25 protein-coding genes are annotated in these 26,523 nt (G+C 72.8%); 5 read left to right on the top strand and 20 right to left on the bottom strand.

From position 1 onward, the window contains the following. The 3 genes from DEU32_RS03110 to DEU32_RS03100 all read right to left on the bottom strand — a co-directional run bounded on the left by DEU32_RS03110 (position 1) and on the right by DEU32_RS03100 (position 4,177). Positions 1–741, bottom strand: coding sequence for an HlyD family efflux transporter periplasmic adaptor subunit (locus DEU32_RS03110; protein WP_114849324.1), 741 nt, complete (start codon positions 739–741; stop codon positions 1–3). Further along, the gene (locus DEU32_RS03105; protein ID WP_258554763.1) at positions 738–2,696 is read right to left on the bottom strand and encodes a glycosyltransferase family 2 protein; all 1,959 of its coding nucleotides are present in this window, start codon (positions 2,694–2,696) and stop codon (positions 738–740) included. The genes DEU32_RS03110 and DEU32_RS03105 overlap by 4 nt, the downstream gene beginning before the upstream one ends. 446 nt (positions 2,697–3,142) lie before the next feature. After that, on the bottom strand, positions 3,143–4,177 hold the full coding sequence (locus DEU32_RS03100; RefSeq protein WP_114849323.1) for an aldo/keto reductase: 1,035 nt from the start codon (positions 4,175–4,177) through the stop codon (positions 3,143–3,145). A gap of 153 nt (positions 4,178–4,330) precedes the next feature. Between DEU32_RS03100 and DEU32_RS03095 the strand changes: the two genes are divergently transcribed. Then, positions 4,331–4,876, top strand: coding sequence for a TetR/AcrR family transcriptional regulator (locus DEU32_RS03095; protein WP_114849322.1), 546 nt, complete (start codon positions 4,331–4,333; stop codon positions 4,874–4,876). Between the two features lie 6 nt (positions 4,877–4,882). Here DEU32_RS03095 and DEU32_RS03090 read toward each other — a convergent pair whose 3' ends face one another. Beyond that, entirely contained in the window at positions 4,883–5,809 is a 927-nt protein-coding gene (locus DEU32_RS03090) for a LysR family transcriptional regulator ArgP (protein ID WP_114849321.1), read from the bottom strand. A gap of 70 nt (positions 5,810–5,879) precedes the next feature. Between DEU32_RS03090 and DEU32_RS03085 the strand changes: the two genes are divergently transcribed. Beyond that, positions 5,880–6,737, top strand: coding sequence for a LysE/ArgO family amino acid transporter (locus DEU32_RS03085; RefSeq protein ID WP_258554762.1), 858 nt, complete (start codon positions 5,880–5,882; stop codon positions 6,735–6,737). A gap of 162 nt (positions 6,738–6,899) precedes the next feature. Here the strand turns inward: DEU32_RS03085 and DEU32_RS03080 are convergent, their stop codons facing one another. From DEU32_RS03080 to DEU32_RS03060, 5 genes are all read right to left on the bottom strand, one after another. Next, positions 6,900–8,369 carry an APC family permease gene (locus DEU32_RS03080; RefSeq protein WP_058740747.1) on the bottom strand — a complete coding sequence of 490 codons (1,470 nt, stop codon included), beginning with the start codon at positions 8,367–8,369 and terminating at the stop codon, positions 6,900–6,902. Positions 8,370–8,653: 284 nt separating this feature from the next. After that, positions 8,654–9,526 carry a hypothetical protein gene (locus tag DEU32_RS03075; protein ID WP_114849319.1) on the bottom strand — a complete coding sequence of 291 codons (873 nt, stop codon included), beginning with the start codon at positions 9,524–9,526 and terminating at the stop codon, positions 8,654–8,656. 29 nt (positions 9,527–9,555) lie between these two features. Continuing rightward, positions 9,556–10,596 carry an alpha/beta fold hydrolase gene (locus DEU32_RS03070; RefSeq protein WP_114849318.1) on the bottom strand — a complete coding sequence of 347 codons (1,041 nt, stop codon included), beginning with the start codon at positions 10,594–10,596 and terminating at the stop codon, positions 9,556–9,558. A 135-nt stretch (positions 10,597–10,731) separates the two neighbouring features. Beyond that, on the bottom strand, positions 10,732–11,244 hold the full coding sequence (locus tag DEU32_RS03065; RefSeq protein ID WP_114849317.1) for a methylated-DNA--[protein]-cysteine S-methyltransferase: 513 nt from the start codon (positions 11,242–11,244) through the stop codon (positions 10,732–10,734). A gap of 19 nt (positions 11,245–11,263) precedes the next feature. Next, positions 11,264–12,829 (bottom strand): DNA-3-methyladenine glycosylase 2 family protein, encoded by a 1,566-nt coding sequence (locus DEU32_RS03060; RefSeq protein WP_114849316.1) that lies wholly within the window; start codon positions 12,827–12,829, stop codon positions 11,264–11,266. Positions 12,830–12,934: 105 nt separating this feature from the next. On the opposite strand from DEU32_RS03060, the gene DEU32_RS03055 reads away from it, so the two are divergent. Next, positions 12,935–13,474, top strand: coding sequence for a molybdenum cofactor biosysynthesis protein (locus DEU32_RS03055; RefSeq protein ID WP_114849315.1), 540 nt, complete (start codon positions 12,935–12,937; stop codon positions 13,472–13,474). Positions 13,475–13,491: 17 nt separating this feature from the next. Here DEU32_RS03055 and DEU32_RS03050 read toward each other — a convergent pair whose 3' ends face one another. The 5 genes from DEU32_RS03050 to folE form a co-directional block, all read right to left on the bottom strand. Then, positions 13,492–14,037: a type 1 glutamine amidotransferase domain-containing protein gene (locus DEU32_RS03050; protein WP_114849314.1), complete on the bottom strand. Its 546-nt coding sequence runs from the start codon at positions 14,035–14,037 to the stop codon at positions 13,492–13,494. A 113-nt stretch (positions 14,038–14,150) separates the two neighbouring features. Beyond that, positions 14,151–14,804, bottom strand: a complete 654-nt coding sequence (locus DEU32_RS03045; RefSeq protein ID WP_114849313.1) for an HAD-IA family hydrolase — start codon at positions 14,802–14,804, stop codon at positions 14,151–14,153. A gap of 131 nt (positions 14,805–14,935) precedes the next feature. Next, a complete protein-coding gene (locus DEU32_RS03040) occupies positions 14,936–15,679 on the bottom strand; it encodes a pyrimidine reductase family protein (RefSeq protein ID WP_229666842.1) in 744 nt (247 codons plus the stop codon). Then, positions 15,676–16,614, bottom strand: a complete 939-nt coding sequence (gene folP, locus DEU32_RS03035; RefSeq protein ID WP_114849312.1) for a dihydropteroate synthase — start codon at positions 16,612–16,614, stop codon at positions 15,676–15,678. Before folP ends, DEU32_RS03040 begins: the two co-directional genes overlap by 4 nt. Further along, complete coding sequence (folE, locus tag DEU32_RS03030) at positions 16,611–17,234, bottom strand: GTP cyclohydrolase I (protein ID WP_114849311.1); 624 nt, start codon at positions 17,232–17,234, stop codon at positions 16,611–16,613. Before folE ends, folP begins: the two co-directional genes overlap by 4 nt. Positions 17,235–17,384: 150 nt before the next feature. Between folE and DEU32_RS03025 the strand changes: the two genes are divergently transcribed. Beyond that, a complete protein-coding gene (locus DEU32_RS03025; RefSeq protein WP_114849310.1) occupies positions 17,385–18,857 on the top strand; it encodes an NCS2 family permease in 1,473 nt (490 codons plus the stop codon). 159 nt (positions 18,858–19,016) lie between these two features. On the opposite strand, the gene DEU32_RS03020 is transcribed toward DEU32_RS03025, so the two are convergent. The 3 genes from DEU32_RS03020 to DEU32_RS03010 all read right to left on the bottom strand — a co-directional run bounded on the left by DEU32_RS03020 (position 19,017) and on the right by DEU32_RS03010 (position 21,491). Next, on the bottom strand, positions 19,017–19,481 hold the full coding sequence (locus DEU32_RS03020; protein ID WP_058740737.1) for a hypothetical protein: 465 nt from the start codon (positions 19,479–19,481) through the stop codon (positions 19,017–19,019). 166 nt (positions 19,482–19,647) lie between these two features. Continuing rightward, a complete protein-coding gene (locus tag DEU32_RS03015; RefSeq protein WP_181819181.1) occupies positions 19,648–20,922 on the bottom strand; it encodes an MFS transporter in 1,275 nt (424 codons plus the stop codon). Then, positions 20,919–21,491 carry a transcriptional regulator gene (locus DEU32_RS03010; RefSeq protein ID WP_114849308.1) on the bottom strand — a complete coding sequence of 191 codons (573 nt, stop codon included), beginning with the start codon at positions 21,489–21,491 and terminating at the stop codon, positions 20,919–20,921. The genes DEU32_RS03015 and DEU32_RS03010 overlap by 4 nt, the downstream gene beginning before the upstream one ends. 97 nt (positions 21,492–21,588) lie before the next feature. Here DEU32_RS03010 and DEU32_RS03005 point away from each other — a divergent pair, with 97 nt between their 5' ends. Further along, positions 21,589–22,104, top strand: a complete 516-nt coding sequence (locus DEU32_RS03005) for a DUF1697 domain-containing protein (protein ID WP_114849307.1) — start codon at positions 21,589–21,591, stop codon at positions 22,102–22,104. A 10-nt stretch (positions 22,105–22,114) separates the two neighbouring features. Here the strand turns inward: DEU32_RS03005 and DEU32_RS03000 are convergent, their stop codons facing one another. The 3 genes from DEU32_RS03000 to DEU32_RS02990 all read right to left on the bottom strand — a co-directional run bounded on the left by DEU32_RS03000 (position 22,115) and on the right by DEU32_RS02990 (position 26,404). Beyond that, positions 22,115–22,882 carry an SDR family NAD(P)-dependent oxidoreductase gene (locus DEU32_RS03000; RefSeq protein ID WP_114849306.1) on the bottom strand — a complete coding sequence of 256 codons (768 nt, stop codon included), beginning with the start codon at positions 22,880–22,882 and terminating at the stop codon, positions 22,115–22,117. A 196-nt stretch (positions 22,883–23,078) separates the two neighbouring features. Next, positions 23,079–25,589, bottom strand: coding sequence for a glycoside hydrolase family 65 protein (locus tag DEU32_RS02995; protein WP_114849305.1), 2,511 nt, complete (start codon positions 25,587–25,589; stop codon positions 23,079–23,081). A gap of 65 nt (positions 25,590–25,654) precedes the next feature. Next, complete coding sequence (locus DEU32_RS02990) at positions 25,655–26,404, bottom strand: HAD family phosphatase (RefSeq protein WP_114849304.1); 750 nt, start codon at positions 26,402–26,404, stop codon at positions 25,655–25,657. Positions 26,405–26,523 lie beyond the last annotated feature (119 nt).

The following is a 26,523-nucleotide window of genomic DNA, read 5'->3' as shown; positions in this document are numbered from 1 at the left end:
CTACAGCCCGATCTGGCGGGAGAAGTCCCGGACCATGTCCGTGACCCCGGCGAGCTCGCCGTCGTCCTGCAGGTGCAGCGTCGCGTCGACCGGCGTGCCGGGGCTCGTGATCCCCGAGGACGGCGAGGCGGACAGCTCGCGGCTCTCCACGTCGACGGTGGTCTTCGCCTGGCCGTCGGCGTTCGTCTCGACGCTGACGCTCTTGACGCGACCCGTGACGGTGCGGTCGTCGGGCAGGCGGAGCTCGACCTCGGCGCCGTTGCGGATGCGGCCGTAGTCGCGGGGCGTGACGGTGAAGTTCGACGTCACGAACAAGCTGTCCGCCTTGTGGATCGTGCCGAGCTCGGAACCGGCCTGCACGTAGCCGCCGGTCTTGACGTCGATCTTCGCGATCGTGCCGGAGACCTCGGCCTTGAAGGTGATGAGCCCGTCCTCGCCGATGTCGTAGGCGCTCGTCTGGGTGTCCGCCCCGACGACGCCCTTCCGGATGTCCTGCGCGAGCTGCAGGCTCTGCACCTGGATGAGCTTGGCACCCTTCTGGACGGTGTCGCCCTCCTCGACGTACTCCTGCGTCACGGTGCCGCCGTAGTCGGTGCCGACGGCGTACTCCTGCGCAGCGATCGCGGCGGAGGTGCTGGCGACGGCGCTCTGCCGCTGGTTGAACACCAGCGTGCAGGCGGCGACGACCACCAGGACGACCAGCAGGCCGCCGAGGAGTCGGAGTCGGTTGGTCCAGGTCATGCGCGGTGTCCGTCCTGCGTCGCGACGCCGGCGATCGCGGCGCGGTGGGGTTCGAGGGTGTCGGGTCGGACGACGGTCGTCCGGACCGGGCTGGCGGGGTTCGGCGCCAGGGCGAGTGCCGGGCGGGCGACGCCGCCACGGGCGCGCTCGCGGTCGGCGACGCGGTTTCGGGCCTGCTCGCGGAACGCGGCGACGATGAAGGCGAGGAACACGAGGGTGTTCGTGATGTTCCAGGCCGTGGCGAGCGTGAGCTGTCCGTTGTGCAGGTCGCGCCACACGGCGACCACGCTCGTCAGCGACAGGAAGACGAACACCAGGACCTGCGGCACGATGAAGTTGAACGGCGACGGGGTCCGGCCGCGGTTCGCGCCCGTGACGTGCCAGGCCTGCTCCTTGCCGCAGAGGACGTTCCAGAGCGCGCTCGCGTAGATCGGGAACGACACAGCCGCGAGCAGCAGCGTCTCGTACCGGAACGACCCGAGGGCGTAGAACGCGAGCAGCACCTGCATCAGGTAGAAGCCGAGGTAGAACAGCACCCACTCGCCCGGGCCGATCGACAGGTTCATCGGGCGCAGGTCGAAGAAGATCTCGAGCGGCGGCACGAGGAGCAGCAGCCCGGGGACGATGCCCGTCAGGTAGAAGCTCGCCGTGACCAGGTACTGCAGCCGCTGGTCCATCGACAGCCGGTGCTTCGGGTTGAACGGGAAGTGCGTGAGCAGGATCTCGAACCCGCCGGTGGCCCAGCGGAGCTGCTGCTTCGTGAAGCCCTCGATGGTCTCCGGGGCGTCACCAACGGCCAGGGTCATCGGGATGAAGACGGACTTCCACCCGCGCTCGTGGAGCATCAGGCTGGTCCAGACGTCCTCGGACTTCGAGTCGGTGTGGATGCCGCCGACCTCGTCGATCGCGCTGCGGCGGAAGACGACGTTCGTGCCGACGCAGAACGCCGCGTTGAAGCGGTTCCGACCGGGCTGGATGAACTTGTAGAACACGGTCTGCATGTAGCCGGCGCCGCGGGACACCAGGTTGTGCAGGTTGCCGTAGGTCTGCGGCGTCTGCACGAACGCGATGCCGTCGTCCGCGAAGAACGGGACGGTCTCGAACAGGAAGTCGGGCTTCGGCACGAAGTCGGCGTCGAACACCGCGAAGTAGTCGCCCTTCGCGAGGGTCAGGGCGTGGTTGATGTTGCCGGCCTTCGCGCCGTGCGAGGACAGGCGGCGGACGTAGCGGGCGCCGAGCTCGGCGGCGAGCGCCTGTACCTCGTCGCTCCGGCCGTCGTCGAGCACCCACGTGCGGTGCTCGCCGCGCATCGCGAGGGCGGCCTGCACGGTCGCGGCGATCTTCGACAGCTCCTCGCCGTAGACCGTGATGAACACGTCGACCTCGACCCGGCGGCCGCGGACGTGCATCGGCCAGCGGTGCGGCTGATCGGTCAGGCCGTCGCGGGCGACGGCGTCGCGGTCGAACAGCGTGTCCTGGGTGTGGTGGAACGCGAAGTCGCGGGGGTCGGCGCCGCCGGACAGGATCGTCCACATCGACAGCAGGGCCTGGCCGACGAGGACGCTCTCCGCGACGATCACCAGGCCGTACGGCAGGAAGTCGCCGCGGTTGGCGGGGTCGAGCAGGAACACCGCGTACGCCATCACGCCGAGCGTCGCCACGAGCACGATGAGCACCATGACCGGGCTGTGCGCGCGGCTCTCGGAGCGGGGTCGCACGTGCGGGACCGCTTCGCCCTGGGCGCGCCGGCGGACCCGGTCACGGGGCGTGCTGGACAGGAACGGAGCACCCGTCGTGCGCGACTGGTTCGGCGCGGCGGTCGCGCCCACACTCGGGGCCGCGGCCGTGTCCGTGGGTTCGCCGACGTCGGGCGACCGAGGGGGCGAGTTCCGCCGGTACGGCGGGTTCGGCACCGCGTCCGGGCGCGGTCGGCGGAGGTCCGTGGGTGCGGACATGGCGGTTCTCCTGTCGGGTCGGGAGAGACTCGCGACCGGCAGACGGGGACGCCGACGGTACGCGAGACGGGCGTCGGCGACTGTGGCGACATGGGTTCGGTGCCTGGGCTAGGGACCCGGCATCGGGGGGACGGCGTCCGAGGGTGCGGACGCGCTGTTCGGTGTGTCGTGAGCGGTCGTGCGGCGACGGCCCGTCGCCGTCGGTCTGGTCGACACTACGAGCCGGTCGGCCGCTCCGTGTGTCCAGCGGGTGAACTCGGCACCGGAGCGCCGATCCTTGCGGTTTCCCGCATTCCCGCACGCCCCGGCGCCGGGCGCGCGTGTCGGGACGGGGCGGCGTTCCGCGGCGGCGCGTTCCGCGAAACGCAACGTCGGCGGATCCTCGCAGCGGTATCGCGCTGCGAGCAACCGCCGACGTTGCGTCTTGCGAGGGGGGGAGGGAGGGGTCAGGCGGCGGAGCGCTCGGCGAGCGGGCGGCGCCGGAGCTCCTGCCGGGTGATCGCCGGCGGCTCGTACTGCTGGTCGAGCCGGGAGACGTCGGCTCCGGGCGGGACGATCGCGTCGATGCGGTCGAGGACCTCGTCGGACAGTGCGACGTCGGCCGCGGCGAGCAGGTCGTCGAGTTGCTCCGTCGAGCGCGGGCCGATCAGCGCGCTCGTCACCCCGGGGTGGGCGATCGCGAACGCCAGCGCCAGGTGCGTCATCGGGATGCCGGTGTCCTCGGACAGCGCCGCCACCTGCTCCACGGCGTCGATCCGGCGCGCGTCCTGGTTGTGCCGGAACATCCCGACGCGGGCGAGGTCGCTCTGCTGGCCCTTCCGGAAGCGTCCGGTCAGCATGCCGCCGGCGAGCGGGCTCCACACCAGCGCGCCCATCCCGTACCGCTGGGCGACGGGCAGCACCTCGCGTTCGATGCCGCGGTTGAGGATCGAGTAGGTCGGCTGCTCGGAGCGGAAGCGCTCGAGGCCGCGGCGCTCCGAGGTCCACTGCGCCTCGACCTGCATCGACGCCGGGAAGTCCGAGCTGCCGATCGCCCGGACCTTGCCGCTCCGCACGAGGTCGGTGAGGGCGGACAGGGTCTCCTCGAGGTCGACCGTGTCGTCCGGGCGGTGCGCCTGGTACAGGTCGATGTGGTCGGTCTGCAGGCGGCGGAGGGAGTCCTCGACCGCGCGGGTGATCCAGCGTCGGGAGTTGCCGCGCCGGTTCGGGTCGTCGCCCATCGGGCCGTTGAACTTCGTCGCGAGCACGACGTCGTCCCGGCGGCCCGCGATCGCCTTGCCGATCAGCGTCTCGGACCCGCCCTGCGAGTAGCGGTCCGCGGTGTCGATGAGGTTGATGCCGGCGTCGAGGGCGCGGTGGACGATGCGGATCGAGTCCTGCTCGTCGCCGTTGCCGATCCGGCCGTCCGTGCCGAGCATCATCGCACCGAGTGCGAAGGGGCTGACCTGGATGCCGGTGCGGCCGAGGGTGCGGTACTGCATGGGAGTGCCTCCTGTCCGTGGCGCCCGGTGCTCCCGTGCCGTATCGTGGACGGAACCGGAACGCTCTTCCGGAACCATACGGAACGCTGTTCCGTTTCCGCAAGCCCCGCGCGGTCGGACCGCGCATCCCGACACCCAACGACCGGAGGCCCCGTGCGCGCCGACGCCCGTCGCAACCTCGACGCCCTCGTGGACACCGCCCGCGCGGTCTTCGCCGAGCAGGGCATCGACGCCCCCGCCCGGGTGGTCGCCGAACGCGCCGGGGTCGGTGTGGGCACGCTCTACCGGCACTTCCCCCAGCGGTCCGACCTGGTCGTCGCGGTGTTCCGGCAGGCCGTCGAGGACTGCGCGGACGCTGCTGCTGAACTCAGCGCCGAGCACGAGCCGGACGAGGCGCTCGCCCGGTGGCTGCTGCGCTTCACCGGGTTCGTCGCCACGAAGCGCGGACTCGCGGCCGCCCTGCAGTCCGGGGACCCGGCGTTCGAGGGCCTGCACCCGTGGTTCATCGACCGGCTCGGCGGCGCGTTGACCGGGCTGCTCGACGCCGCCTCGGCCGCTGGAACCATCCGGAGCGACCTTGACGCGACCCAGCTGCTCCGCGCGGTCGCCGACCTGTGCCACGGCGCCCCCACCGTCGAGCAGAGCCAGCACCTGGTCGGCCTGCTCGTCGACGGGCTCCGCTGGCGCGCGACCGCCTGAGCCCCGTCAGGCGGGCTGGTGCAGCCACTCCCGCGCGGTCGTCCGCACGGCGTCCGTCACGCGCTCGAGCAACGGGGACGTCAGGTTCCACCGCTGCCACCAGAGCGCCACGTCGGCCCGTCGGCCCGGGGTGAGCTCGACGAACGAGCCCTCCCGCAGGCCATGCAGGCACTGCGCCTCGGGGAGCATCCCCCAGCCGAACCCGAGCGTCACCGCGCGGGCGAAGTCGGCCGAGGTCGGGACGAAGTGGCGCGGACCGCCGGGGGCGTGCCCGAGGACCCGGCGGAGGTACCCCTGCTGCAGGTCGTCGTCGCGGTCGTAGTCGACGAGCGGGACCCGGTCGAGCCGGTCGGTCATCCGTCGCTCGGTGTCCGCGCCGTCCAGGTACCGGGCGACGAAGGCCGGGGACGCCACGGCGCGGTACCGGTCGACGCCGAGCAGCACGGACGAGCAGCCCTGGACCGGGTCGGCCTCGGCGGTGACCGCCGCCATCACGGTGCCGGCACGCAGGAGCTCGGCGGTGCGGTCCTGGTCCTCGCGGTGTAGGTCGAACACCACCTCGGTGTCCGCACGGACGAGGGCGAGCGCGTCGAGGAACCACGTGCCGAGGGAGTCGGCGTTCACGGCGAGGGCGACGGAGGAGACCACCGGCAGCGCTGCGTCCCCGTCGGGACCCACCCCGAGCGCCCGTGCGGTCTCGTCGTCGAGCAGCCGCGCCTGACGCGCGTGTCGGAGGACCACCTCGCCGTCGGCGGTCGGCGCCACCGGGGTCGTCCGCTGGAGCAGGACCCGACCGAGCTGCTGCTCCATCGCCTTGATCCGCTGCGACACCGCCGACGGAGTGATCGACAGCGCCCGTGCCGCGGCGTCGAGGGTGCCGTGGTCGACCGCGGCGAGCAGGGTCTCGAGGTGGTCGCGCTGCAGCCGGAGCATGCAGCTGAGCTTACGGTGCCGAAGGAACGTGAGCTGGCCTGCAGGTCGCGGCGGCCCTAGCGTCGGACGGGTGAACGCGCTCCTCCCCTTGCTCGCCGGCCTCGGCACCGGACTCGCGCTGATCGTGGCGATCGGCGTGCAGAACACCTACCTGCTCCGGTTGGCGGTGACCGCGTCGGTCCGGGTGGTCGCGGCCTCCGTCGTGGTGTGCGCGGTGTCGGACGCGGTGCTCATCCTGGCGGGTGTCCTCGGCGTCGGGGTGGTCGTCGAGCGCTTCCCCGTCGCGGTCGTCGTCATCCGCTTCGTGGGGGCGGCGTTCCTGCTGGCCTACGGGGCCCTCGCGGCGAAGCGCGCGCTGCGGCCGTCCGGGGACGCGATGCGCGTCGAGCAGGCAGCGGACGACGACGGGGTGCCGGCACCGGCAGCGGCACCCGCCGGGCAGACCCGGACCAGCATCCCGGCGCCCAGCGCGACTGCGCCCAGCACGACTGCGCCCAGCACGACTGCGCCCAGCGCGACTGCACCCAGCACGTCCGCGACCAGCGCGTCGGCGACCAGCCCGACGGCCGAGCCGGCGGGGCGGACGGGGGTCGCGCCTCCCGGCCGGGGTGGGGTGACCACGCGCCCGGCCGCACCGACGATGCGGGCCGCGGTCCTGACCATGCTCGTGTTCACGTGGGCGAACCCGCACGTGTACCTCGACACGCTCGTGTTCCTCGGGTCGGTGGCGAACCAGCAGGGCGTCGACGACCGCTGGTGGTGGACCGTCGGGGCCGTGGCGGCGAGCTGCCTGTGGTTCGGTGCCCTCGGGTTCGGCGGGCGGTTGCTGCGGCCGCTGTTCACCCGGCCGCTCACCTGGCGCGTGTTCGACGGCCTGGTCGCCGTCGTGATGCTGTCGTTCGGCGTCGCGCTGGCCGTCGGCGCGTAGCGCGGGCCGGCCGCAGCGCGCCGCGTGGCGGGCGGCGGGGCGGCGCGGTGACGCCGTGTCGTGCGCCCGCACAACCGAAAGCACTCCGCGCCACGGAAACCCGTGGCGCGGAGTGCTTCGCGTTGCGCCGAGGACGAGTCGCAGCCGCTCCGACCGTCGGGCCTACTGCAGGCCCTTGCCCACCCGGCTGTGCCGACGGCTGTACCCGAAGTAGATCGCGAAGCCGATCGCCAGCCACACGATGAACCGCAGCCACGTCTCGACCTCGAGGTTGAGCATGAGCCAGAAGCACAGCACCGCCGAGATGATCGGGAGCACCGGCGACCACGGCACCCGGAAGGCGCGGGGCGCGTCCGGACGGGTCTTGCGGAGCACCACGATGCCGATCGACACGAGGACGAAGGCGGAGAGCGTGCCGATGTTGATCATGCCCTCGAGGCGCTCGACCGCGGTGAACCCGGCGATGAAGGCCACGACCACACCCGCGACCACCTGCACCCGGACCGGCGTCTGCGTCTTCGGGTTCGTCTTCGAGAACCAGCGGGGCAGCAGGCCGTCACGGCTCATCGAGAACACGATGCGCGACAGGCCGAGCAGCAGCACCATCACGACGGTGGTGAGGCCGATCAGCGAACCGATGGCGATGATCCCCGCCGCCCACGGCAGGCCCACGATGTCGAAGGCCGAGGCGAGGGACGGGGCGTCCTCCTCCGCGAGGCGCCGGTACGAGACCATGCCGGTGATGACGATGCTGACGCCGACGTAGAGCAGCGTGACGATGCCGAGCCCGATGAAGATGCCGCGGGGCAGGGTCTTCTGCGGGTTCTCGGTCTCCTCGGCGCTCGTCGCGACGACGTCGAAGCCGATGAACGCGAAGAACACGAGCGAGGCCGCAGCGAGCAGGCCGAACACCCCGTACTGCGCGGGCGCGGAGCCCGTGACGAAGGACACGAGCGACTGCGTCAGGACGCCGCCCTCGGCACCCTTGGTCGGCTCGGCCGGCGGGACGAAGGGCGCGAAGTTCGCGGCCTTGACGAAGAACGCCCCGGCGACGATGACGAAGACGACGATCGCGACCTTGATGACCGTGATGACGGCGGACACCCGGCTCGACAGGCGCGTGCCGAACGCCAGCAGCACGGTGAACAGGCCGACGATCAGGACCGGTCCCCACGTGAAGCCGATCGGGCCGAGCTGGATCGTGTCGGGCAGGTCGATGCCGAACACCCCGAACGCGGTGCTGAGGTAGATGCCCCAGTACTTCGCGATGACGGCGCTCGCGGTGAGGGTCTCGAGGATCAGGTCCCACCCGACGATCCAGGCGAGGAGCTCGCCCATCGTCGCGTAGGTGAAGGTGTAGGCCGAGCCGGCGACCGGGATCGTCGACGCGAACTCGGCATAGCACATGATCGCCAGGCCGCACGTGACGGCGGCGAGCAGGAACGAGATGATGACGCTCGGTCCGGCGAAGTTGGCGGCGGCGTTCGCGCCGACGGAGAAGATGCCGGCGCCGACCGCGACCGCGATGCCCATCGCGGCGATGTCGAACGTCTTGAGGGACCGTTTGAGTGACCGGCCCTGCTCCTCGGAGTCGGCCAGCGAGGCCTCGATCGACTTGGTGCGGAGTGCCATGGGGGGTTCCCGTCATCGGTCTGGCGGTGGACCCCGGAAGGGTACTGGTGTACCACCCCGGTCCGCAAACGGTGCGGGCGGCGCGGGGCGGGGCTCGGGCCGCAACGGCGGGACGCCCCCGGCCGGCGAGACGCCGCCGTGCCGGCGAGACGCCGCGGGACGGGACGGTGTCTCGGCTCGAGCGGGGCGTATCGCGTGGACGACGGCCTCTCGGCCGGGAGGCACGGGGCCGGGTGCGCGCGTCGGCCGCGGCGCCGATTCCGGGACGGGTCGGGCGGGGCGGGTCAGGCGGTGCGGCGCCAGTCCGCGAGGAAGCGTGCGCCCGCCTCGTCGTGGATGATCCCGTCCGGAGCGGTGAGCACCGGGTACGGCGTCGCGGGGACCCCGTCAGCGGGTCGGACGTCGACGTGGGCGACGTCGTGGCCGTTCGCGTGCAGCCAGTCCGCCATCGCGTAGTCGCTGCGCGAGTCCCCGACCGTGCGCCAGGTGACCGGCAGCTCGCCGTCCGCCGACAGCAGCTCGAGCGACCGCTCCGCGCCGAGGTCCTTGCCGGACCGGTCCGACTCGACGTCGGTCGAGATGATCGTCGGGTCGATGCGCCACTGCACGGCACCGTCGGCGTCCGGCCGGACGTCGTCGAGGCGGCGCACGCCGAGGCCCCGACGCACGAGCGCCGCCATCGCCTGCGCGTCGAAGTCGGCCTGGCGTGCCAGGTAGGTCGCGTTCGGCACCTCGACGCGCTGCTCGATCGACACCATCGCGCGCTTCGTCTCGTCGAAGAAGACCAGGTCGGCGTACTCGGCCCGGACGAGCTCGCGCATCTCGTCCGCGAAGTCGTGTGGGAGCGCGAGGTCCTCGGCGACCGTCAGCTCGCCCGTGCCGCCGTCGTACTGCGGTCCGATGGAGCACCAGACGGCGCCCTTCTCGCACACGGCGTGCACCCGGGTGCCCTCGGCCAGACCGCCGGCGAGCAGCGGACCGACGACCTCCTGCCGGATGAAGGCGTCGCTCCGACCGGTGTTGAAGACGATCGGGATGCCCTCGGCGGCGAGGGCGACGAGGTCCTCGACGATGGACGGGATCGCGATGGTCCGGGTCACCGGGCTGGCGATCGGTCCGTCGACGTCGAGCAGCAGGCCGAGGCGGGGAGCAGTCACCGCACCATCCTCTCGCAGCAGCCGGTCGGTCAGTGCGCGTCGGTGTCCCCTGGATCGACGCTCGGTGCGTCGACTCCCGTGAACCGGTCGACCAGGTGCCCGAGGACCACGGGGTCGGGCACGTGTCCCTGTCCCGGGACGACGAGGGACCGCGAACCCGGTACGGCCTCGGCGAGCGCCGCAGCCGCTGCACGCATCCACTCGACCCCGGCGTCCCCCGCGGCGACGAGCACCGGGACGCCCACCGCTTCGGCGACGCGCTGCGGGACCGCCAGTCCGCCGAGGACCCGGACGTCGCGGGAGAGCACGTGCGCATCGGCGAGGAGGGCCCTCCACAGCCGCGGTCGGAGTCGTGCGGCGGTGACCTGGCCCATCGGCAGGCCGAGGACCTGGGCGAGGAACGCCCGCACCGCCTGCCCGCGGTGGCCCGCGGCGACGTGCTCGTCGAGGACGTCCGCGAGCAGGACGTCGTCGGCGTGCGGGTCGACGGTCGCGCGGTACGGCGGTTCCCAGAGCACCGCGCGCCGGAGCGGGACGCCGGCCGCGAGTCCACGGAGGACGAGGCCCGCACCGACACACGTGCCGAGCGCGTCGACGGGACCGGGGACCGAGGTGACGACCGCCGCCATGTCCTCGATCTCGCGCTCGATCGACCACGGGGCGGTGTCCCCGCTCGCGCCCCGGCCGCGCCGGTCGTACGTGACGACCCGGTAGCGGTCGCGGAGTGCCCGGACGAGCCGGTCCACCGTCGGCGTGCCGTGGTGGTCGAAGGCGCCGCCGACGACGAGCAGGGTCGGACCGGAGCCGGCCTCGGAGACGGCGAGCGGCGTGCCGTCCGCCGAGTGCACGATCCGGTCGAGGTGCCCGACCGAGAAGTGTCCGGCCGAGGGCTGCCCGGCCGAGGGCTGCCCGGCCGAGGGCTGCCCGGCCGAGGGCTGCCCGGCCGAGGGCTGCCCGGGCGAGAGGTGCCCGGCCGGGAGCGGGGCCGGCGCGATGGCGCTCCCCGGGGCGCCGGGCACTCCGGGAGGCCCCACCGCGTGCTCGGGGGTGCGGGAACGGTCGTCGTGCATGGGTGTCCTCGGGGTGGTGCGACGGCGCTGCGTCGGGTCCTCGGGACGGACCGTGCTGGTGTCGGTACCGAGAGCATGGCAGGCGCCCCGGTCCGCGTCACCACCCGCAAGCAGGGGGAGGACGGCCAGTACCCGTCACACCAGCGCCGTCGCGCCCACCGACTCCCGCTCGAGCAGGGACCGCTTGATGTCGAGGCCCCACGCGAACCCGCCGAGGGTGCCGTCCGACCGGAGGACCCGGTGACACGGCACGAACAGCGCCGGGGCGTTCCGTGCGCACACGCTCGCGGCAGCTCGGATCGCGTCGGGCCGACCCATGGCACTCGCGAGCTCGGTGTAGGTGAGCACGGACCCGGCCGGGATCGCCCGGAGCTGTCGCCACCCCTCGGCGAAGAGGTCCGTGCCGAACTGCCGCACGGGCACCTGCATGGCCTGCTCGACCTGCCCGTCGTAGAAGGCGTCGACCGCCTCGGCAGCGCTGACCGCGCCGTCGACCACGCGCTCGGGTCGGTGTCGGTCGGCCAGCCGGGCGACGATGCGCTCGGCGTCGTCGGTCCACCCCGAGGCGAGCACGCGGCCCTCCGAGTCCTCGAGCACGGTGAAGGGCCCGTCTGGCGTGTCCAGTGTCTGGATGATGGCGTCGGTCATCGGTCGTCCTCCTCGTTGATCAGCTTCGTTGGGCGGCTGCCGCCGCGGCCCGCGCGCTCGTCTCGGCGACGGCGGCCGCCCGGTCGACGATCGGCCGCCAGCAGTGCATCGTCAGGTAGCTCCGCCACGGCGCCACCTGCTCCGACCGTACGGAGAGCTCGCGCGCCGCACCGGGCAGTCCGAGTTCCTGTGCACCGTTCCGCACGGCGAGGTCGCTGTGGAGGAACACGTCGGGGTGGTGCCGGACCCGCAGTGCCACGTAGTCGGCGGTCCAGGGGCCGATGCCCTTCACCGCGAGGAGTCCGCCCCGGAGCTCGTCGAGGGACTGCCCGGCATCGACGATGAGCGTGCCGACCGCGAGTGCCTCGGCCACGCGGATGATGGTGTCCACGCGCGCCGCCGGGCCCCGGAGGACCTCGCGACCGCGCTCCGCGATCACTGCAGCCGTCGGGAACAGTCGACCGCCCGGCACCAGGTCGTCGGGCACCGGTGCGCCGAGCGCGGCCACGAGCCGGGTCTGCGCCGTGCGTGCGGCGGCGACCGACACCTGCTGGCCGATGAGGGTTCGGAACAGGACCTCGTCCGCGTCGGCGTGCCCGGGCAGCCGGATCCCCGGGACACGGGCCACCGCGGGTGCGAGCTCCGGGACGGCCGCGAGGACCGCGTCCACCGCCTCCGGATCGGCGTCGAGGTCGAACAGCGAGCGCACCCGCGCGACGAGCGTCGGCAGGTCGGACAGGGTGGTCAGCCGCACCCGCAGGTCGATGCCGGTCCGACCGGCTGCGGAGCCGGCCGTCCGCGTGGCGGAGGCCGACGCCGTGAAGCGAGCCGGGCCTCCTGGCAGGTCGACCAGCCGCCCGTACGAGGTGACCCGCCCTGAGTCGTCCCGCTCCACCTGCTCGAGCCCGGCGAGTGCGTGGAGCGCGTGCCAGTCGAGCAGGCCCTGGGCGTCGAACGGGGCGCGGGCCGGCAGGTGCACGTGCAGCCAGCCGTCCTCGACCGGGCGGAGCACGCGGCGGGCCCGGAGTTCCGACGGGGTGACGGCGAAGACCTCGCGGATGGTGTCGTTGAACTGCCGGACGCTCGCGAAGCCCGCCGCGAAGGCGACGTCCGCCACGGACAGGTCGGACGAGGTGAGCAGCGCGCGGGCGGTCTGCGCGCGGTGTGCCCGGCTGAGCGCCTTCGGTCCCGCACCGAGCTCGGCCGTCATGATGCGACCGAGCTGCCGTTCCGAGTAGCCGACCCGAGCGGCGAGGCCGGGGACGCCCTCGCGCTCCACCACCCCGTCGAGCACGAGCCGCATCGCCCGGCCGGCGACGTCTTCGCGCAGGTCCCACTCGGGGCTGCCCGGGGTCGCCTCGGGCAGGCACCGCTTGCACGCGCGGAACCCGGCGAGGTGCGCCGCGGCGCTGGTGCGGAAGAAGGTGACCCCGGACGCGCGCGGCGTTCGGGCGGGGCAGGACGGTCGGCAGTAGATGCCCGTCGAGTGCACGGCGGTGACGAACTGACCGTCGAACCGCGCGTCGCGGGAGGCGACGACGCGGTAGCGCTCGGCGTGCAGGGTGTCGTCCGCGGTGCTGGTCATGCGGCAACCCTGACACGGGCCGGCGACAGTGACCGGCGGGAATCGGACACGGCAGCGGCGGCATCCGGGGCGGCTCGCCACGGCCGCTACGACTACGGTGGGCGCGTGGCCGAGGACCTGCGCGTCGAGACCCCCGTGGAGGTCGTCCTGCTCCTCGCGTCACCCCGCCACCGATACGAGGGGCGCCCGGTGGACGGTGCGCTACCGGCCGACGGACCCGAGCTGCGCGACCGGATCGAGCTGCGGGCGGGACTCGGCATCGTCGGCGACCGGTACTACGCCGCCCGGGCCCACGTGCACGCCACCGTGACGGTCATCGGTGTCGAGGGGCTCGAGGAGGTCTCTCGCTCCCTCGGCGCGGCGGTGGACCCGGCGGCGACCCGACGGAACGTGGTGCTCCGCGGCGCGGACGTCGAGGCGCTGCGCGGGGAGCCGTTCTCGCTCCAGGTCCCCGGCGAGGAGCCCGTGCTGTTCCGCGGGTACCGCCCGGCGAACCCGTGCGCCTGGATGGACCACGAGGTCGCACCGGGGGCGTTCCGTGCGATGCGGGGTCGGGGCGGGGTCCGGTGCGACCCTGAGTCCGACGGGGTGCTGACCCTCGGACCCGCGGTGCTCCGGACGACCCGCCCCGTGCCGCTGCCCTGAACCGCGCGCTGGCGGCGTCAGGCGGTGAGCGCCTGCTCGATCGCGTCGACGAACGCGGGCAGGTCGTCGGGGTTCCGCGAGGTGATGAGGCCGCCGTCGACCTGGACCTCCTGGTCGACCCACTCCGCACCGGCGTTCCGCACGTCGGTCTGGAGCGACGGGAACGAGGTGATCGTCTTGCCGGAGACCACGCCCGCCTCGATGAGCGTCCACGGGCCGTGGCAGATCGCCGCGACGGGCTTGCCGGCCTCGGCGAACGCCTTGACGAGGGCGAGCGCGTCCTTGTCCTGGCGGATGGTGTCGGCGTTGATCGTGCCGCCGGGGACGACGAGCGCGTCGTAGTCGCCTGCTCCGCTGACACTGCCGATGGTGGTGTCGACGGACACCGACTTGCCCGGGTCCTTGTCGCCGACGAGGGTCTCGATCGAGCCCGACTCCTGCGCGGCGACGGTCACGTCCGCACCGCGCTCACGGAGTTGGTCGGTGGGGACGACGATCTCGTCCTGCTCCACACCGTAGTTCGTCGCGATGACGAGGATCTTCTTGCCGTCGAGGGCTGCCATGGTCGCTCCTTCCGGGCCGGGATCGTCCGGCCGCACCTGCGGTCGAGGGTCCTGACCGCAACGACCACCGTCGTCGGGGAGCGCTGGACGCGTTCGCAGTCCGGAGCCGACGTTCAGCCGCGGACGCGGAAAGCGGCCCCTTCACGCTCGACCGCGAGCCCGTCGTACCCCGCGATGCGCGGCAGCCCCTCGGTCACCGGCGCCGAGAGGGCCCCGACGACGACCGTGGTGGCGCCGGACGCGAGCGCGGCCTCGACCCCGGCGGGGGCGTCCTCGAACGCCAGGCACCGCTCGGCGGGCACCCCGAGCAGGGCGGCACCGCGCAGGTACCCCTCGGGGTGCGGCTTGCTCCGCTCGGCGTCCTCCGACGGCACGAGGGCGTCGGGCACCGGGACCCCGGCGGCGACCATGCGCTTCACGGCGAGGTCCCGCGGGGCACTCGTCACGAGCGCGATCGGGACCCCCGCGTCGAGCAGGCGCCGGACGAAGGCGGCGGCGCCGGGGACCTCGACGATGCCGTCGGTGTGGTCGATCTCGGCGGCGATCATGGTCGCGACGATCGCGTGCTGGTCCTCCGGCGACAGGTGCGGCAGGAAGCGCTGCACGGTGTCGATCGTCTGCCGACCGTGCGAGAAGGCGAGGATCTCGGCCGGGTCGATGCCGTGCTCGGCGCCGAAGCGACCCCACGCGGCCTCGACCACCGTGGTCGAGTCGACGAGCGTCCCGTCCATGTCGAACAGGACCCCGGACACCACGACGTCGATCACACCGTCGACCCTAGCCGCGCCGAGACTCGGCCCGGCGGACGAGACTCGCGTCCCGGAGCGCGAGTCGTGTCCGCCAGCGCGAGACTCGGCACCACGCCGCCCCGCCCGCGCGACCCGCGCGCCGTCCCGCGTCAGCCCCGCGCCCGCACCCACCGCGTCAGCAGCACCCCACCGTCGCCGAGCAGCACGTGCGCCGGCCGCATCCGCCGCAGCTCCGGCGAGGACCCGGTCGCGATCCGCGGCCCCTCCCCGCCCTCGAGCGACGGGTCGATCGTCAGCGTCAGCTCGTCCACCGCGTCGGCCGCCACGAGCGCCCCGAGGAACGACGGCCCGCCCTCGCAGTGGATCCGGTCCAGCCCCCGCGCGGCCAGGGCGTCCCGCAGCGCATCCACGTCCACAGCAGTGGAGCCGCACTCCACCACGTCCGCGACGGACGCCAGGGCCTTCCCGGACGACGACGCGGCTCCCGATCCGGAGGTCAGCACGATCGGCCGCACCGGCGCCTCGGTGAAGACCCGCGACGACGCGTCCATCGACGCCGAGTTCGTCACGATCGCGAAGACCGGGTGGTCGGGCATCCCGTGCGCCCGGCGCCACGCCACGTCGGCGTCGTGCAGCACCATCGGGCCGTACTCCTCGTCGCGCACGGTCCCCGCGGCGACCAGCACCACGTCGGCGGTCCGGCGGAGCAGGTCGAACACCCGCAGGTCGTCGTCCCCGCCGAGCGAAGCGGTGCGGCCCGAGGCGGAGGCCGACCCGTCGAGCGTCGCCACGAAGTTCACGCGCAGCCACGGCCCCTCGGGCACGGAGGCGGTGTAGAGCTCGAGCAGGTCGTCGTCGGACAGGTCCGCGACGGACGGGGGCAGGACGGTCACGTGTTGTGCCTCGCTTCCACGGGTTCGCGCCAGCCGAGGACCGCCTCGACCATGCGCATGGCGTCGACGCTCTCGACCACGTCGTGCATCCGGACGATCCGGGCGCCGAGCATCGCGCTGACGGTGGCCGCGGCGAGCGACCCCGGCAGGCGCTCACCACGGGGGCGTCCGAGGGACTCCCCCACGAAGTCCTTGTTCGACACCGCGGCGAGCACCGGGTAGCCGAGCGCGACGACCTCGGGCAGCCGCCGCGTGACCTCGAGCGTGTGCACGGTGTTCTTGTTGAGGTCGTGGCCCGGGTCGACGATGATCCGCGACTCGGGGATGCCCGCGGCGAGTGCCCGGTCCACGCGCTCCTGCAGGAACGCCACCACCGAGGCGGTCACGTCCGCGTACGTCGGCGGCTCCGGCAGGTGCTGCCGGGGCGGCGCGGTCGAGTGCGTGATGACGATGGTCGCGTCGGAGTCCGCGACCACGGACGCCATCCGCGGGTCGGAGAGTCCGGTGGTGTCGTTGACGACGCTGGCGCCGGCCGCGATCGTCGCCGCCGCGACCTCGGGTCGGAAGGTGTCGACCGAGATCACGACGTCGGACTGCTGCGCGAGCTGGGACACGACCGGCAGGACGCGGTCGAGCTCGTCCGCGGCGGACAGCTCGGGTCCGGGAGCGAACTTCACGCCGCCGATGTCGACCCAGTCGGCACCCTGGTCGGCGGCGCGCACCGCCGCCTCGACGGCCCGGTCGAGCGCGAAGGTCGCGCCCTTGTCGTGGAACGAGTCCGGCGTGCGGTTGACGATCGCCATGACGGCGACGCGGTGGTCGAAGTCGAAGGTGCGGCGGCCGATGGTGCGGATCGGGTCGCGCAGGTCCGGCACCACCCAGCCGGGTGCGGTGGACACGGCCGGGAGGCTCGTGGCCGGCTGCTCGGTCGTCATGCGTCCGCCCCGTGGTCGTTCCCGGTACCCGCGGCAGCGCCGAGGCCCGCGCCGATGAGCGCGATCGCCTCGGCACGGCCCGCGGCCTCGGCGAGGCTGCCGGTCGCCGCGACGGTCACCGTCGACGACCCCGACTGCCGTTCGCCCCGCGCGGTGACGCACTGGTGCCGGGCGTCGAGCACGACGAGCACGCCCGCGGCGTCGAGTCCCTCGGCCACGGCCGCCGCGACCTGCTCGCCGAGCCGCTCCTGCAGCTGCGGGCGCGAGGCCACGGCGTCGAGGACGCGGGACAGGGTGCCGAGGCCGATGAGCTGCTCCCCCGGCGCGTACGCCAGGTGCGCGACCCCGATGAAGGGCAGCAGGTGGTGCTCGCACATCGAGCGGAACCGGACCTCGCGGACGACCACGAGCTGGCCGCGCTCGCCGTCCTCGGAGTGCACGGCGCCGTCCCGGGCGATCGCGGTCGCGTCGACCCCGATGCCGGCGAAGAACTCGGCGTAGGAGTCGGCGACGCGGGCCGGCGTCCGCTCGAGCTCGGGGCGGTCGGGGTCGTCGCCCACGGCGAGGAGGAGCTCGCGCACGGCGGCTTCGATGCGCGCGCGGTCCAGACGTTCGTTCACCTGTTCATCCAACACCGTGTCTGGCCGCAGAACGCGACCCGGCACCCGGGGTGCCGTACCCCGTCCAGGTGGGGCGCGCCTCCCGGCCGGATCGGTGACCGCCGTACCAGCGCGACCCGCCGCACTCCCAGCGTTCTGTAAACTCCTTCGGTGAGCGCCCAGCAGACCGACACCCCGCCCCGGAACCGCTTCGCATCCGGCCTCGACCGCTTCTTCTCGATCACGCAGCGCGGGTCGAGCATCCCCCGCGAGGTCCGTGGTGGCCTCGTCTCGTTCGTGACGATGGCGTACATCGTCATCCTCAACCCGCTCATCCTCGGTGGGTTCAGCCAGGACCAGGCACCGCACGACGTCCTCGGTGGCTGGCTGCAGAACGCCCAGGTCGCCGCGGCCACCGGCCTCGTGGCCGGGGTCATGACGATCGCGATGGGACTCGTCGCGAACCTGCCGTTCGGCATCGCAGCGGGGCTCGGGATCAACTCGTTCCTCGCCGTGAGCGTCGTGCACCAGGTGACGTGGGCCGAGGCGATGGGCCTGGTCGTCATCAACGGCGTGGTGATCGTCATCCTGGCGCTGACCGGCATCCGGACGATGATCTTCACGGCGGTGCCCGCGCAGCTCAAGGCCGCGATCACGGTCGGCATCGGCCTGTTCATCGCCTTCATCGGGCTCGTCGACTCGGGCTTCGTGCGCACCACGAAGAACGCGTCGCCGCCGCTGCAGCTCGGCGAGGACGGCTCCGTCGCGGCCCTGCCGACGATCGTGTTCCTGATCGGCCTGGTCGTCATCGGCACGCTCATGGCGCGCAAGGTCAAGGGTGCGCTGCTCATCGGCATCGTCGGCACGACGATCGTCGCGATCATCCTGCAGGCGATCTTCAAGGTCCCGACCTCGGTGGACTCGCCGACCGGCTGGAACCTCAACGCACCGGGGCTGCCGAGTGCGTTCTTCGCGCTGCCGGACCTGTCGCTCGTCGGGCACGCGGACGTGTTCGGGGCGTTCACCCGCATCGGTCCGGTCGCCGCGTCGATGCTCGTCTTCACGCTCGTGTTCACGAACTTCTTCGACGCCATGGGCACGATGACCGGGCTGGCGAAGGCCGCCGGGGTCGCGAAGCCCGACGGAACCTTCCCGCGCCTGAAGTCCGCGCTCGTCGTCGAGGGTGCCGGGGCGATCGCCGGCGGTGGTGCCTCGGTGTCGTCGAACACGGTGTTCATCGACTCCGCGTCGGGCATCGGCGAGGGCGCCCGCACGGGCATGGCCTCGGTCGTGACGGGGCTGCTGTTCCTGGCGTCGATGTTCCTCACGCCGCTGACCCAGGTCGTGCCGCTCGAGGTCGCGGCCGCCGGACTCGTCGTCGTGGGTGCGCTCATGGTGGCGCAGGTGAAGGACATCGAATGGACGGACTTCGGGGCGGCGCTGCCGGCGTTCCTGACGATCGTCGTGATGCCGCTGACGTACTCGATCGCGAACGGCATCGGCGCGGGCTTCATCAGCTGGGTGCTCATCAAGCTGCTGTCCGGCCGCGGGCGCGAGGTCTCGTGGCTGCTCTCCGTCGTCGCCGCGGGCTTCCTGCTGTACTTCGCGCGCGGCCCGCTCGAGGCCCTGCTCGGGGTGGGGTAGCGGGGCCGGCTCGCCGGTTCGTCCCGCCGGCTCGTCCCGCCCGCTCGTCCCGCAAGACGCAACGTGGGCGGTTCCTCGCAGCGACATTCCGCTGCGCGGAGCCGCCCACGTTGCGTTTCGCGAAGAGACCGTTCGGCAGGCCGGACTGGAGGCTCGGGGTCAGTCCCGCAGGTCCGCCGGCTTGGCCTCGTGGCGGCGCCGGCCGTCCGTGCGCCGGTCCTCCTTCATGCTCGCTTCGTACAGGTGGCGCTTCCCACCGACGAGCTGGTCGCGAGCGGTCTGCTCGAGCTCCTTGGCGAGCGCGTAGTAGTTGTCGTCGTAGTCCTCGACGATCTGGAACGTCCACCGCCCGTCGATGACGTTCCGCCCCACCAGCTCGGTGTCGATCCGCTCCGCGAGCTCGGTGTGACCCGCCTTCCGGAGCTGCTCGACCGCGTCCCCGAGGTTGAGGTCCGCCGTCCCCGTCAGCCGGTGGAACCCGTAGAGCAGGCCACGGGCGTGCTCGAGCACCTCGAGGGCGGCCGACAGCGTGCCGAGGGCCTCGACGGTCGCCTCCGACACCCCCTCCGGCACCTGGTGTGCGTCGTCGGGACCCTGGCCGTCGTCGTGTCGCTCGTCAGTCATGCACCCCGTCTACCGGAGCGGTGCTCGGGGCACTCCGAGCGGGTCGGCGCCCGGTGGTGCGGAGTGCTCCCGCACAACCGGAAGCACGCCGCGCCGCGGGAGTCCGTGGTGCGCCGTGCTTCCGGTTGTGCGGAGCGCAGCCGGCCCGGCACAGCCCCGCTCGGCCTCACGCCGACGGAGTCGAGACCGGCACCGGGACCGGCTCCGGCGCCCCGACCGCACGGCGCTCCATCAACCGCCACGACCCCCCGAGCAACGGCGACAGCGTGACCACCGTGTAGACCACCGCCACGACACCGAACGTCGCAGTCACGCCGATGCCGTCCGCCGCGATCCCGCCGAAGAGCCCGCCGAGGGGGATGCCCGCCCACGACCCCGCGGAGAGCAACCCGAACACCCGGGCCCGCATCGGCCCCGGGATCCGCTCGAGCTCGACCGCGCCGAGGATGGGGTTGAGCGCCCCGGCCGCGAGCCCGGACACCACGCACGCGCCGAGCATCCACGGCAGCCCGAGCCCGAGTGCCGGCACCACGAGCGACGGTCCGCCGGCGAGCACGAAGCAGACCACGAACGTGATCCGGCGCGGCAGCCGGTGCGCCACGTACCCGAACGCGAGCGACCCGAGGAACGCCGCCCCGCCGTAGGTCCCGCTGACGATGCCGAGCGACTGTGCGCCGTCGAGCACGCGGTCGGCGTAGAGCGGGAGCAGCGCCGTGGACCGTGCGGCGTCGAGCAGGTTCGTCACGAGCACCAGGGCGATCACGAGCCGGAACAGCGGGTCCCGCACGCAGAACCGCAACCCGGCCCCGAGGTCCCGCCAGTAGCCCGCGGACGGCTCGGCCGGGGCCGCGTCCGGCGCCGGGTGCACCGTCGCACCGCGGAGCGTCAGCACCGCGAGCACCGCCGCCGCCGCGAAGACCGACGCGGTGACCGCCAGCGCAGGCAGCGGTCCGACGGCGCCGACGAGCAGTCCGGCGGCCGGCGCACCGAGCAGCACGGAGAACCGGACGGACGCCTCGAAGTGCCCGACCGCCCGTTCGAGCGGGACACCCGCGGCCGTCGCGAGCCCCGGCAGGAGCACCCGTCGCCCGGACTCCCCCGGGGTGTCGAACAAGCCGCCGAGGAACACGAGCACGAGCAGTCCCCACGACGGCAGCCCGACCGTCCACGCCAGGAGGGGGACCGCGGCGAGGGTCACCGCGCTGACGAGGTCCGACACCACGCTCGACCGGACGAACCCGAACCGCTCCACGAGCACGCCGCCGAACGCCCCGCCGAGCACGATCGGCACCGTCGCCGCGAACGCCGCGATGCCGACGTCGGTCGCGGACCCACCGCGCGAGAGCACCACGAACGGCACCGCGATGGTCGTCGCGACGTTGCCCGTGCGCGAGACGACCTGCACCGCGAGGAGCGACCGCAGCCGCCACCGCGCGTTCACGGCCGTGCCGACCGGTAGCTCTGCACGACCGCCGTCACACGCTCGGAGCCGTCGCCCGCCACGTGGTCGGCGCTGACGGCCTCCCACCGGTCGAGCACGCCCTGCAGTTCGGCGCCGAGGTCCCGCAGTTCGTCCACCGTCAGCCGGAGCGCCCGGTCGCCGCTGTTCGAGGCCGCGACCCACTCGCGACCGAGTGCCGGGACGTGGTCGATGAACGCCCGGTACTCGTCGGCGTACGCCTGGGCGACGGTGTGGTCGAGCGCCGTGGCGGCGAGCATCCGGTCGGGGTCGTCGAACGCGTCGGCCAGGTTCCACGACGTGTGCTGCGCCGTGGCCCGCCACCAGCGCTCACGTCGGTCGGTGCCGAGTTCCGGCGCGGGTTCGATGAAGCCCGCGGTAGCGAGTCGCCCGCAGTGGTAGCTGATCGTCCCGGGCGCCTCGTCCACCTGCTCCCCGAGCATCGCGGCGGTCTGCGGACCGCCGGAGCGCAGCAGCCCGACGATGCGCAGCCGGGTCGGGTGGGCGAGCGCCCGCATGTGGGCTGCGTCGTCGAGTCGCTGGACGTCCATGACTCGACGATAGATCCACAAGAATCGTTGCGCAACACTTCTTGTGGATCGGACTGGAGGATCGCCCCGCGTCGGTCGAGCGCGCTACGGTGCCGACATGGCCAGGTGGGTCGCGCTGCTGCGCGGGGTGAACGTCAACGGGATCACGATCCGGAGCGCGGAGCTCGCGGCGCTGTTCCGCGAGCTCGGGTACGAGGACGTGCGCACGGTGCTCGCGTCGGGCAACGTCCAGTTCACCGCGGACGGGGACGCCGCCTCGGTCACGGGCGCCGCCGAGCAGGGCCTCCGCGACCGGTTCGGCTACGACGCCTGGATCGTGCTCGTCCCGCACGGACGGCTCGCCGCGATCGTCGACGGCTTCCCGTTCCCGTCCGGTCCCGACCGGCACGACTACGTCGTGTTCGGTTCAGCGGCCCCGGCGCTCGACGCCCTGCTCGAGGACCTGACCGTCGACGAGTCGGTGGAACGGGTCGCGCGGGGTGACGGCGTCGTGTACTGGTCGTGCCCGAAGGGCTCCAGCACCGACACCGCGTTCGCGAGACGGGCCGCCGCCGCACGCTTCAAGCGCACGACGACGACCCGCAACACGAACACCCTCCGGAAGCTCCTGTGACCCGCCGCGGTCAGGACTGCGCGGGCTGCCCGTTGCTCGCGGTCGTGCCACCGTCGACGGGCAGCACGGCTCCCGTGACGTAGCTCGCGGCGTCGCTCGCCAGGAACAGGATCACGGCGGCGACCTCCTCGGGCCGCCCACCGCGACCGAGCGACACCCGCTCGGCGAACGCGTGCTGGAGTTCCTCGTCCTCCGCCTGCTGCTGGGTCATGTCCGTCCAGACGAGCCCGGGCGCGACGGCGTTCACCCGCACGCCGAACTGCCCGTTGTCGAGCGCCGCGGCCTTCGTGAAGTTCGTCACGCCGCCCTTCGCGGCGTTGTACGGGCTCATCCGCCAGTCCGCGTCCATCCCGGACACCGACGAGGTGTTGACGACGGACCCCTTCGTCTCGCGGAGGAACGGCAGCGCCGCACGGGTGCCGTAGAACACGCTCGACAGGTCCGTGTCGATGACCCGGCGCCACTCGTCCGGCTCGATGTCGGTGATGTCGCCCGAGGTGAAGGTCCCCGCGTTGTTCACGAGGACGTCGACCCGGTCCCAGCGGTCGACCGCTGCGGACACGATCGTCTCCCACGCTGCCGGGTCGGCCACGTCGGCGCGCACGGCGACCGCGCGGCCCGTGGGCAGCGAGTCGGCGACGGCCCGGACCTTCTCCTCGACGCTGTCCACCAGGAGCACGGCGGCGCCCTCGTCGACGAAGGCGCGCGCGGTGGCCTCCCCGATCCCCGATCCCGCTCCGGTGACGATCGCGACCTTGCCTGCGAACCGCTCGTCCATGTGTGTCTCCTCTCGTTGCACGGTCAGTGCCGCAGGAGACGCCGTCGGCCCGGGCGGGCACGGGGGACCACGGTGCCCGGGCACGGCTGGGGGCGTTGCCAGCCGGACCCGACGGACGAGGCGCGGTGCGGGACGGACCCGCACCGTGCCTCCGGTCCGGCCGCCGTCGTGCCGGCCGCCGTCGTGCCGGCCGTCGTCAGGCGGTGGTCTCGTCGATCTCGAACGCGCGGTCGAGCGAGATGGTGGGGATCGACGCGGTGATGACCGAGCCGTCCGCCCGCAGCGTGCCCTGGATGTCACTGGTCGTCGGCGCGTGCCCGCTCATCCGCGGCCCGTGGTGCGGCAGCGGGACGACGGTCGGCTCGCCGGCCGGGACCTCCCACTGCTGGTTGTGGACCCACGCGGTGAAGCCGTCGCCGGTCTCGACCGTGAAGGTCATCTGCTCTTCCTCGAGGTCGACGCGGATCCGCGAGCCGTGCACCGTCAGGCGGTAGGTCAGGCGGTCCCAGTCCTTCGGCAGGCGCGGGTTGAACGACATCCGTCCGCCGTGGTCGCGCATGCCGCCGAAGCCGTTGACGAGCGCACCCCAGATGCCACCCGTCGAGGCGATGTGCACGCCGTCCGCGGTGTTGCCGTGCAGGTCGGCGAGGTCGACGTACAGCGCCGTCTGGAAGTATCGCGCCGCCAGGTCGTGGTACCCGACCTCGGCCGCCATGATCGACTGGACGACCGCGGACAGGGTCGAGTCGCCGGTCGTCAGGGCGTCGTAGTAGTCGAAGTCCCGGCGCTTCTCGGCCGCGGTGAACTCGTGACCCTGCAGGAACAACGCGAGCACGACGTCCGCCTGCTTGAGCACCTGGAACCGGTAGATGACCAGCGGGTGGTAGTGCAGCAACAGGGGGCGCTTGGAGTCGGGTGTGTTCTCGAGGTCCCAGAGTTCCTTGTCGAGGAACTGGGCGTCCTGGGGGTGGATGCCGCGGTGCGGGTCGAACGGGATCTCCATCGACTCGGCGGCGTGCTCCCACTCGACGACCTCAGCCGGGTCGAGGCCGGTGCGCCGGACCATGCGGCCGTACTCCTCCGGGTCGTCGACGGCGAGCTCGTGGCAGGCGTTGACGGCGAACCACAGGTTCGCCCGGGCCATGACGTTCGTGTAGAGGTTGTCGTCGACGACCGTCGTGTACTCGTCCGGCCCGGTGACGCCGTCGATGTGGAACTTCTTGTCGCCGTTCGAACGCCAGAAGCCCAGGTCCGCCCACAGCCGTGCGGTCTCGACCAGGATGTCGATCGCACCGCGCTTGAGGAAGTCGCGGTCCCCCGAGGCGCGCACGTACTGCATGAGCGCGTGGGCGATGTCCGCGTCGATGTGGTACTGCGCGGTACCCGCGGCGTAGTACGCGCTGGACTCTTCGCCGTTGATCGTCCGCCACGGGAACAGGGCCCCGCGCTGGTTCAGCTCGCGGGCCCGGGAGCGGGCGGCGTCGAGCATGTTGTAGCGGAAGCGCAGCGCGTTCCGAGCGGCGATCGGTGCCGTGTACGACAGGAACGGCAGGACGTAGATCTCCATGTCCCAGAAGTAGTGCCCGCCGTACCCGGACCCGGTGACGCCCTTCGCCGCGATGCCGTGCCCGTCGGTCCGGGCGGTCGCCTGCGCGAGCATGAACAGGTTCCAGCGGACGGCCTGCTGGATCTCGGGCTGCCCGGGGATCTCGACGTCGCTGCGGGTCCAGTAGTCGTCCATCCAGGCGCGCTGCTTGTCGAACGTCTGGTCGACCGTCTCGGCGCGGGCCCGGTCGAGCGTCCGGTCGCAGCGGTCGCCGAGTTCACGCGCCGGCACGCCGCGGGACGTGTGGTAGACGAGGTGCTTCACCAGCCGCGTCGGGACGCCCCGGCGTGCCTGCACCCGGTAGACGTGCTTGGCGAGGTCGTCCTCGATCGAGGAGCTCTCGTCCCAGTGGTTGTCGGTCTCCAGGTGGTGCTCGACCCCGACGCAGATGGTCATGCCCGAGCTCGCGGCCTGGTAGCCCAGCAGGGATCGGCCGGCGGTGCTGCGCTTGAGCTTCGGCTCGAGCACGCGCTCGGTGAACGCCTCGGCCTTGCGCGGGTCGAAGGCGTTCGCCGCGGCGCGCATGCCCGCGTGGTACTCGTCCTGGACGTCCTGGCGGTTCAGGATCTGGCTCGACAGCAGGAGCGAGGCGTCCGCGTCGAGCACGGTCACCTCGTAGTCGATGACCGCCAGGTGCCGGTCGGTGAAGGACACCAGCCGGCGGGAGCGGATGAGCACCCGCTTGCCGGACGGCGTCGACCACTCCGTCTCGCGGTACAGGTACCCGCCGCGGAAGTCGAGGCGCCGGGTGTGCCGCAGGATGTCGGCCTCGGCCAGGACGAGCGGCTCGTCGTCGACGTAGAGCCGGATCACCTTCGCGTCCGGTGCGTTGATGATGGTCTGCCCGGTCTTGGCGAAGCCGAACGCGTCCTCGGCGTGCCGGATCGGCCACGTCTCGTGGAAGCCGTTGACGTACGTGCCGTACTGGACGCCGCCGCGGCCCTCGTCGAGGTTGCCGCGGAGGCCCAGGTACCCGTTGCCGACGGCGAAGTTCGTCTCCGCGACGCCCTGCTCGTCGGGGGCGTACTCGGTCTCGACGAGCGCCCACTCGTCCACCGGGTAGCGGACGCGGTCCAGGGGGTCGGAGGTGATGGGGTTCATGCAGTGTGCTCCGTGGGATGGAGTGCGGGGTGGGGTGAGGGGGGTGTCGCGATGGGGTCGCGTGGTCAGGCGGGGAGCTGGTCGACGAGCTCGTCGAGGTCGCTGACGACGACGTCGGCGCCGTGCGCGCGGAGGGCGTCCGCGCCGGCGCCGCGGTCGACGCCGACGACCAGGCCGAAGGCACCGTTCCGGCCGGCTTCGACGCCGCTCGTGGCGTCCTCGACCACGACGCACTCGGCGGCGGTCCGTCCGAGGCGCTCCGCGGCGTCGAGGTACGTGTCCGGCGCGGGCTTGCCGGCGAGGCCGTCCTGCCGCGCGACGAGCCCGTCGACGACGACCGGGAAGCGGTCGAGGATGCCCGCCGTGCGGAGCACCTGGGTGGCGTTCGCGGAGCTCGACACCACGGCGACCTGCACCCCGGCGTCGATCGCGGCGGTGAGGAAGCGCAGGGAGCCCGGGTACGGCTCGACGCCGTGCTCGGTCAGCTCGGCGGTGAACTCGGCGTTCTTGCGGTTGCCGAGCCCGCACACCGTGTCGGCGTCGGGGGCGTCGTCCGGGGTGCCCTCGGGCAGCTCGATCCCGCGCGAGGCGAGCAACGAGCGAACCCCGTCGTAGCGGGGCTTGCCGTCGATCGAGTCGAAGTAGTCCTGCTCGGTGTACGGCGCGACACCGTGTGCATCGAGGTACGGGGTGAACAGCCGACTCCAGGCACGCATGTGCACGTCGGCCGTCGGCGTGAGGACGCCGTCGAGGTCGAACAGGAGCGCTCGCGTGTCGGCGAGTCGCACGGGGGTGCGCCGGTCCGGCATCGTCATCGGGGATCCTCTGCTCGCGGTGGTCGGTTCGGCTCGGATCGAGTCTAGGACCGCTCCAGCCCGGACACCCAGGCTCGCCGGGGAGGTGTGGAGAACCATTCACCGGGGCGCCCTTCCGC

It is taken from the genome of Curtobacterium sp. AG1037 (assembly GCF_003349855.1).
In the GTDB taxonomy this organism is placed as follows: Bacteria; Actinomycetota; Actinomycetes; order Actinomycetales; family Microbacteriaceae; genus Curtobacterium; species Curtobacterium citreum.
The sequence above is the reverse complement of the archived record's forward strand: the minus strand, read 5'-3'. Positions and strand labels throughout refer to the sequence as shown.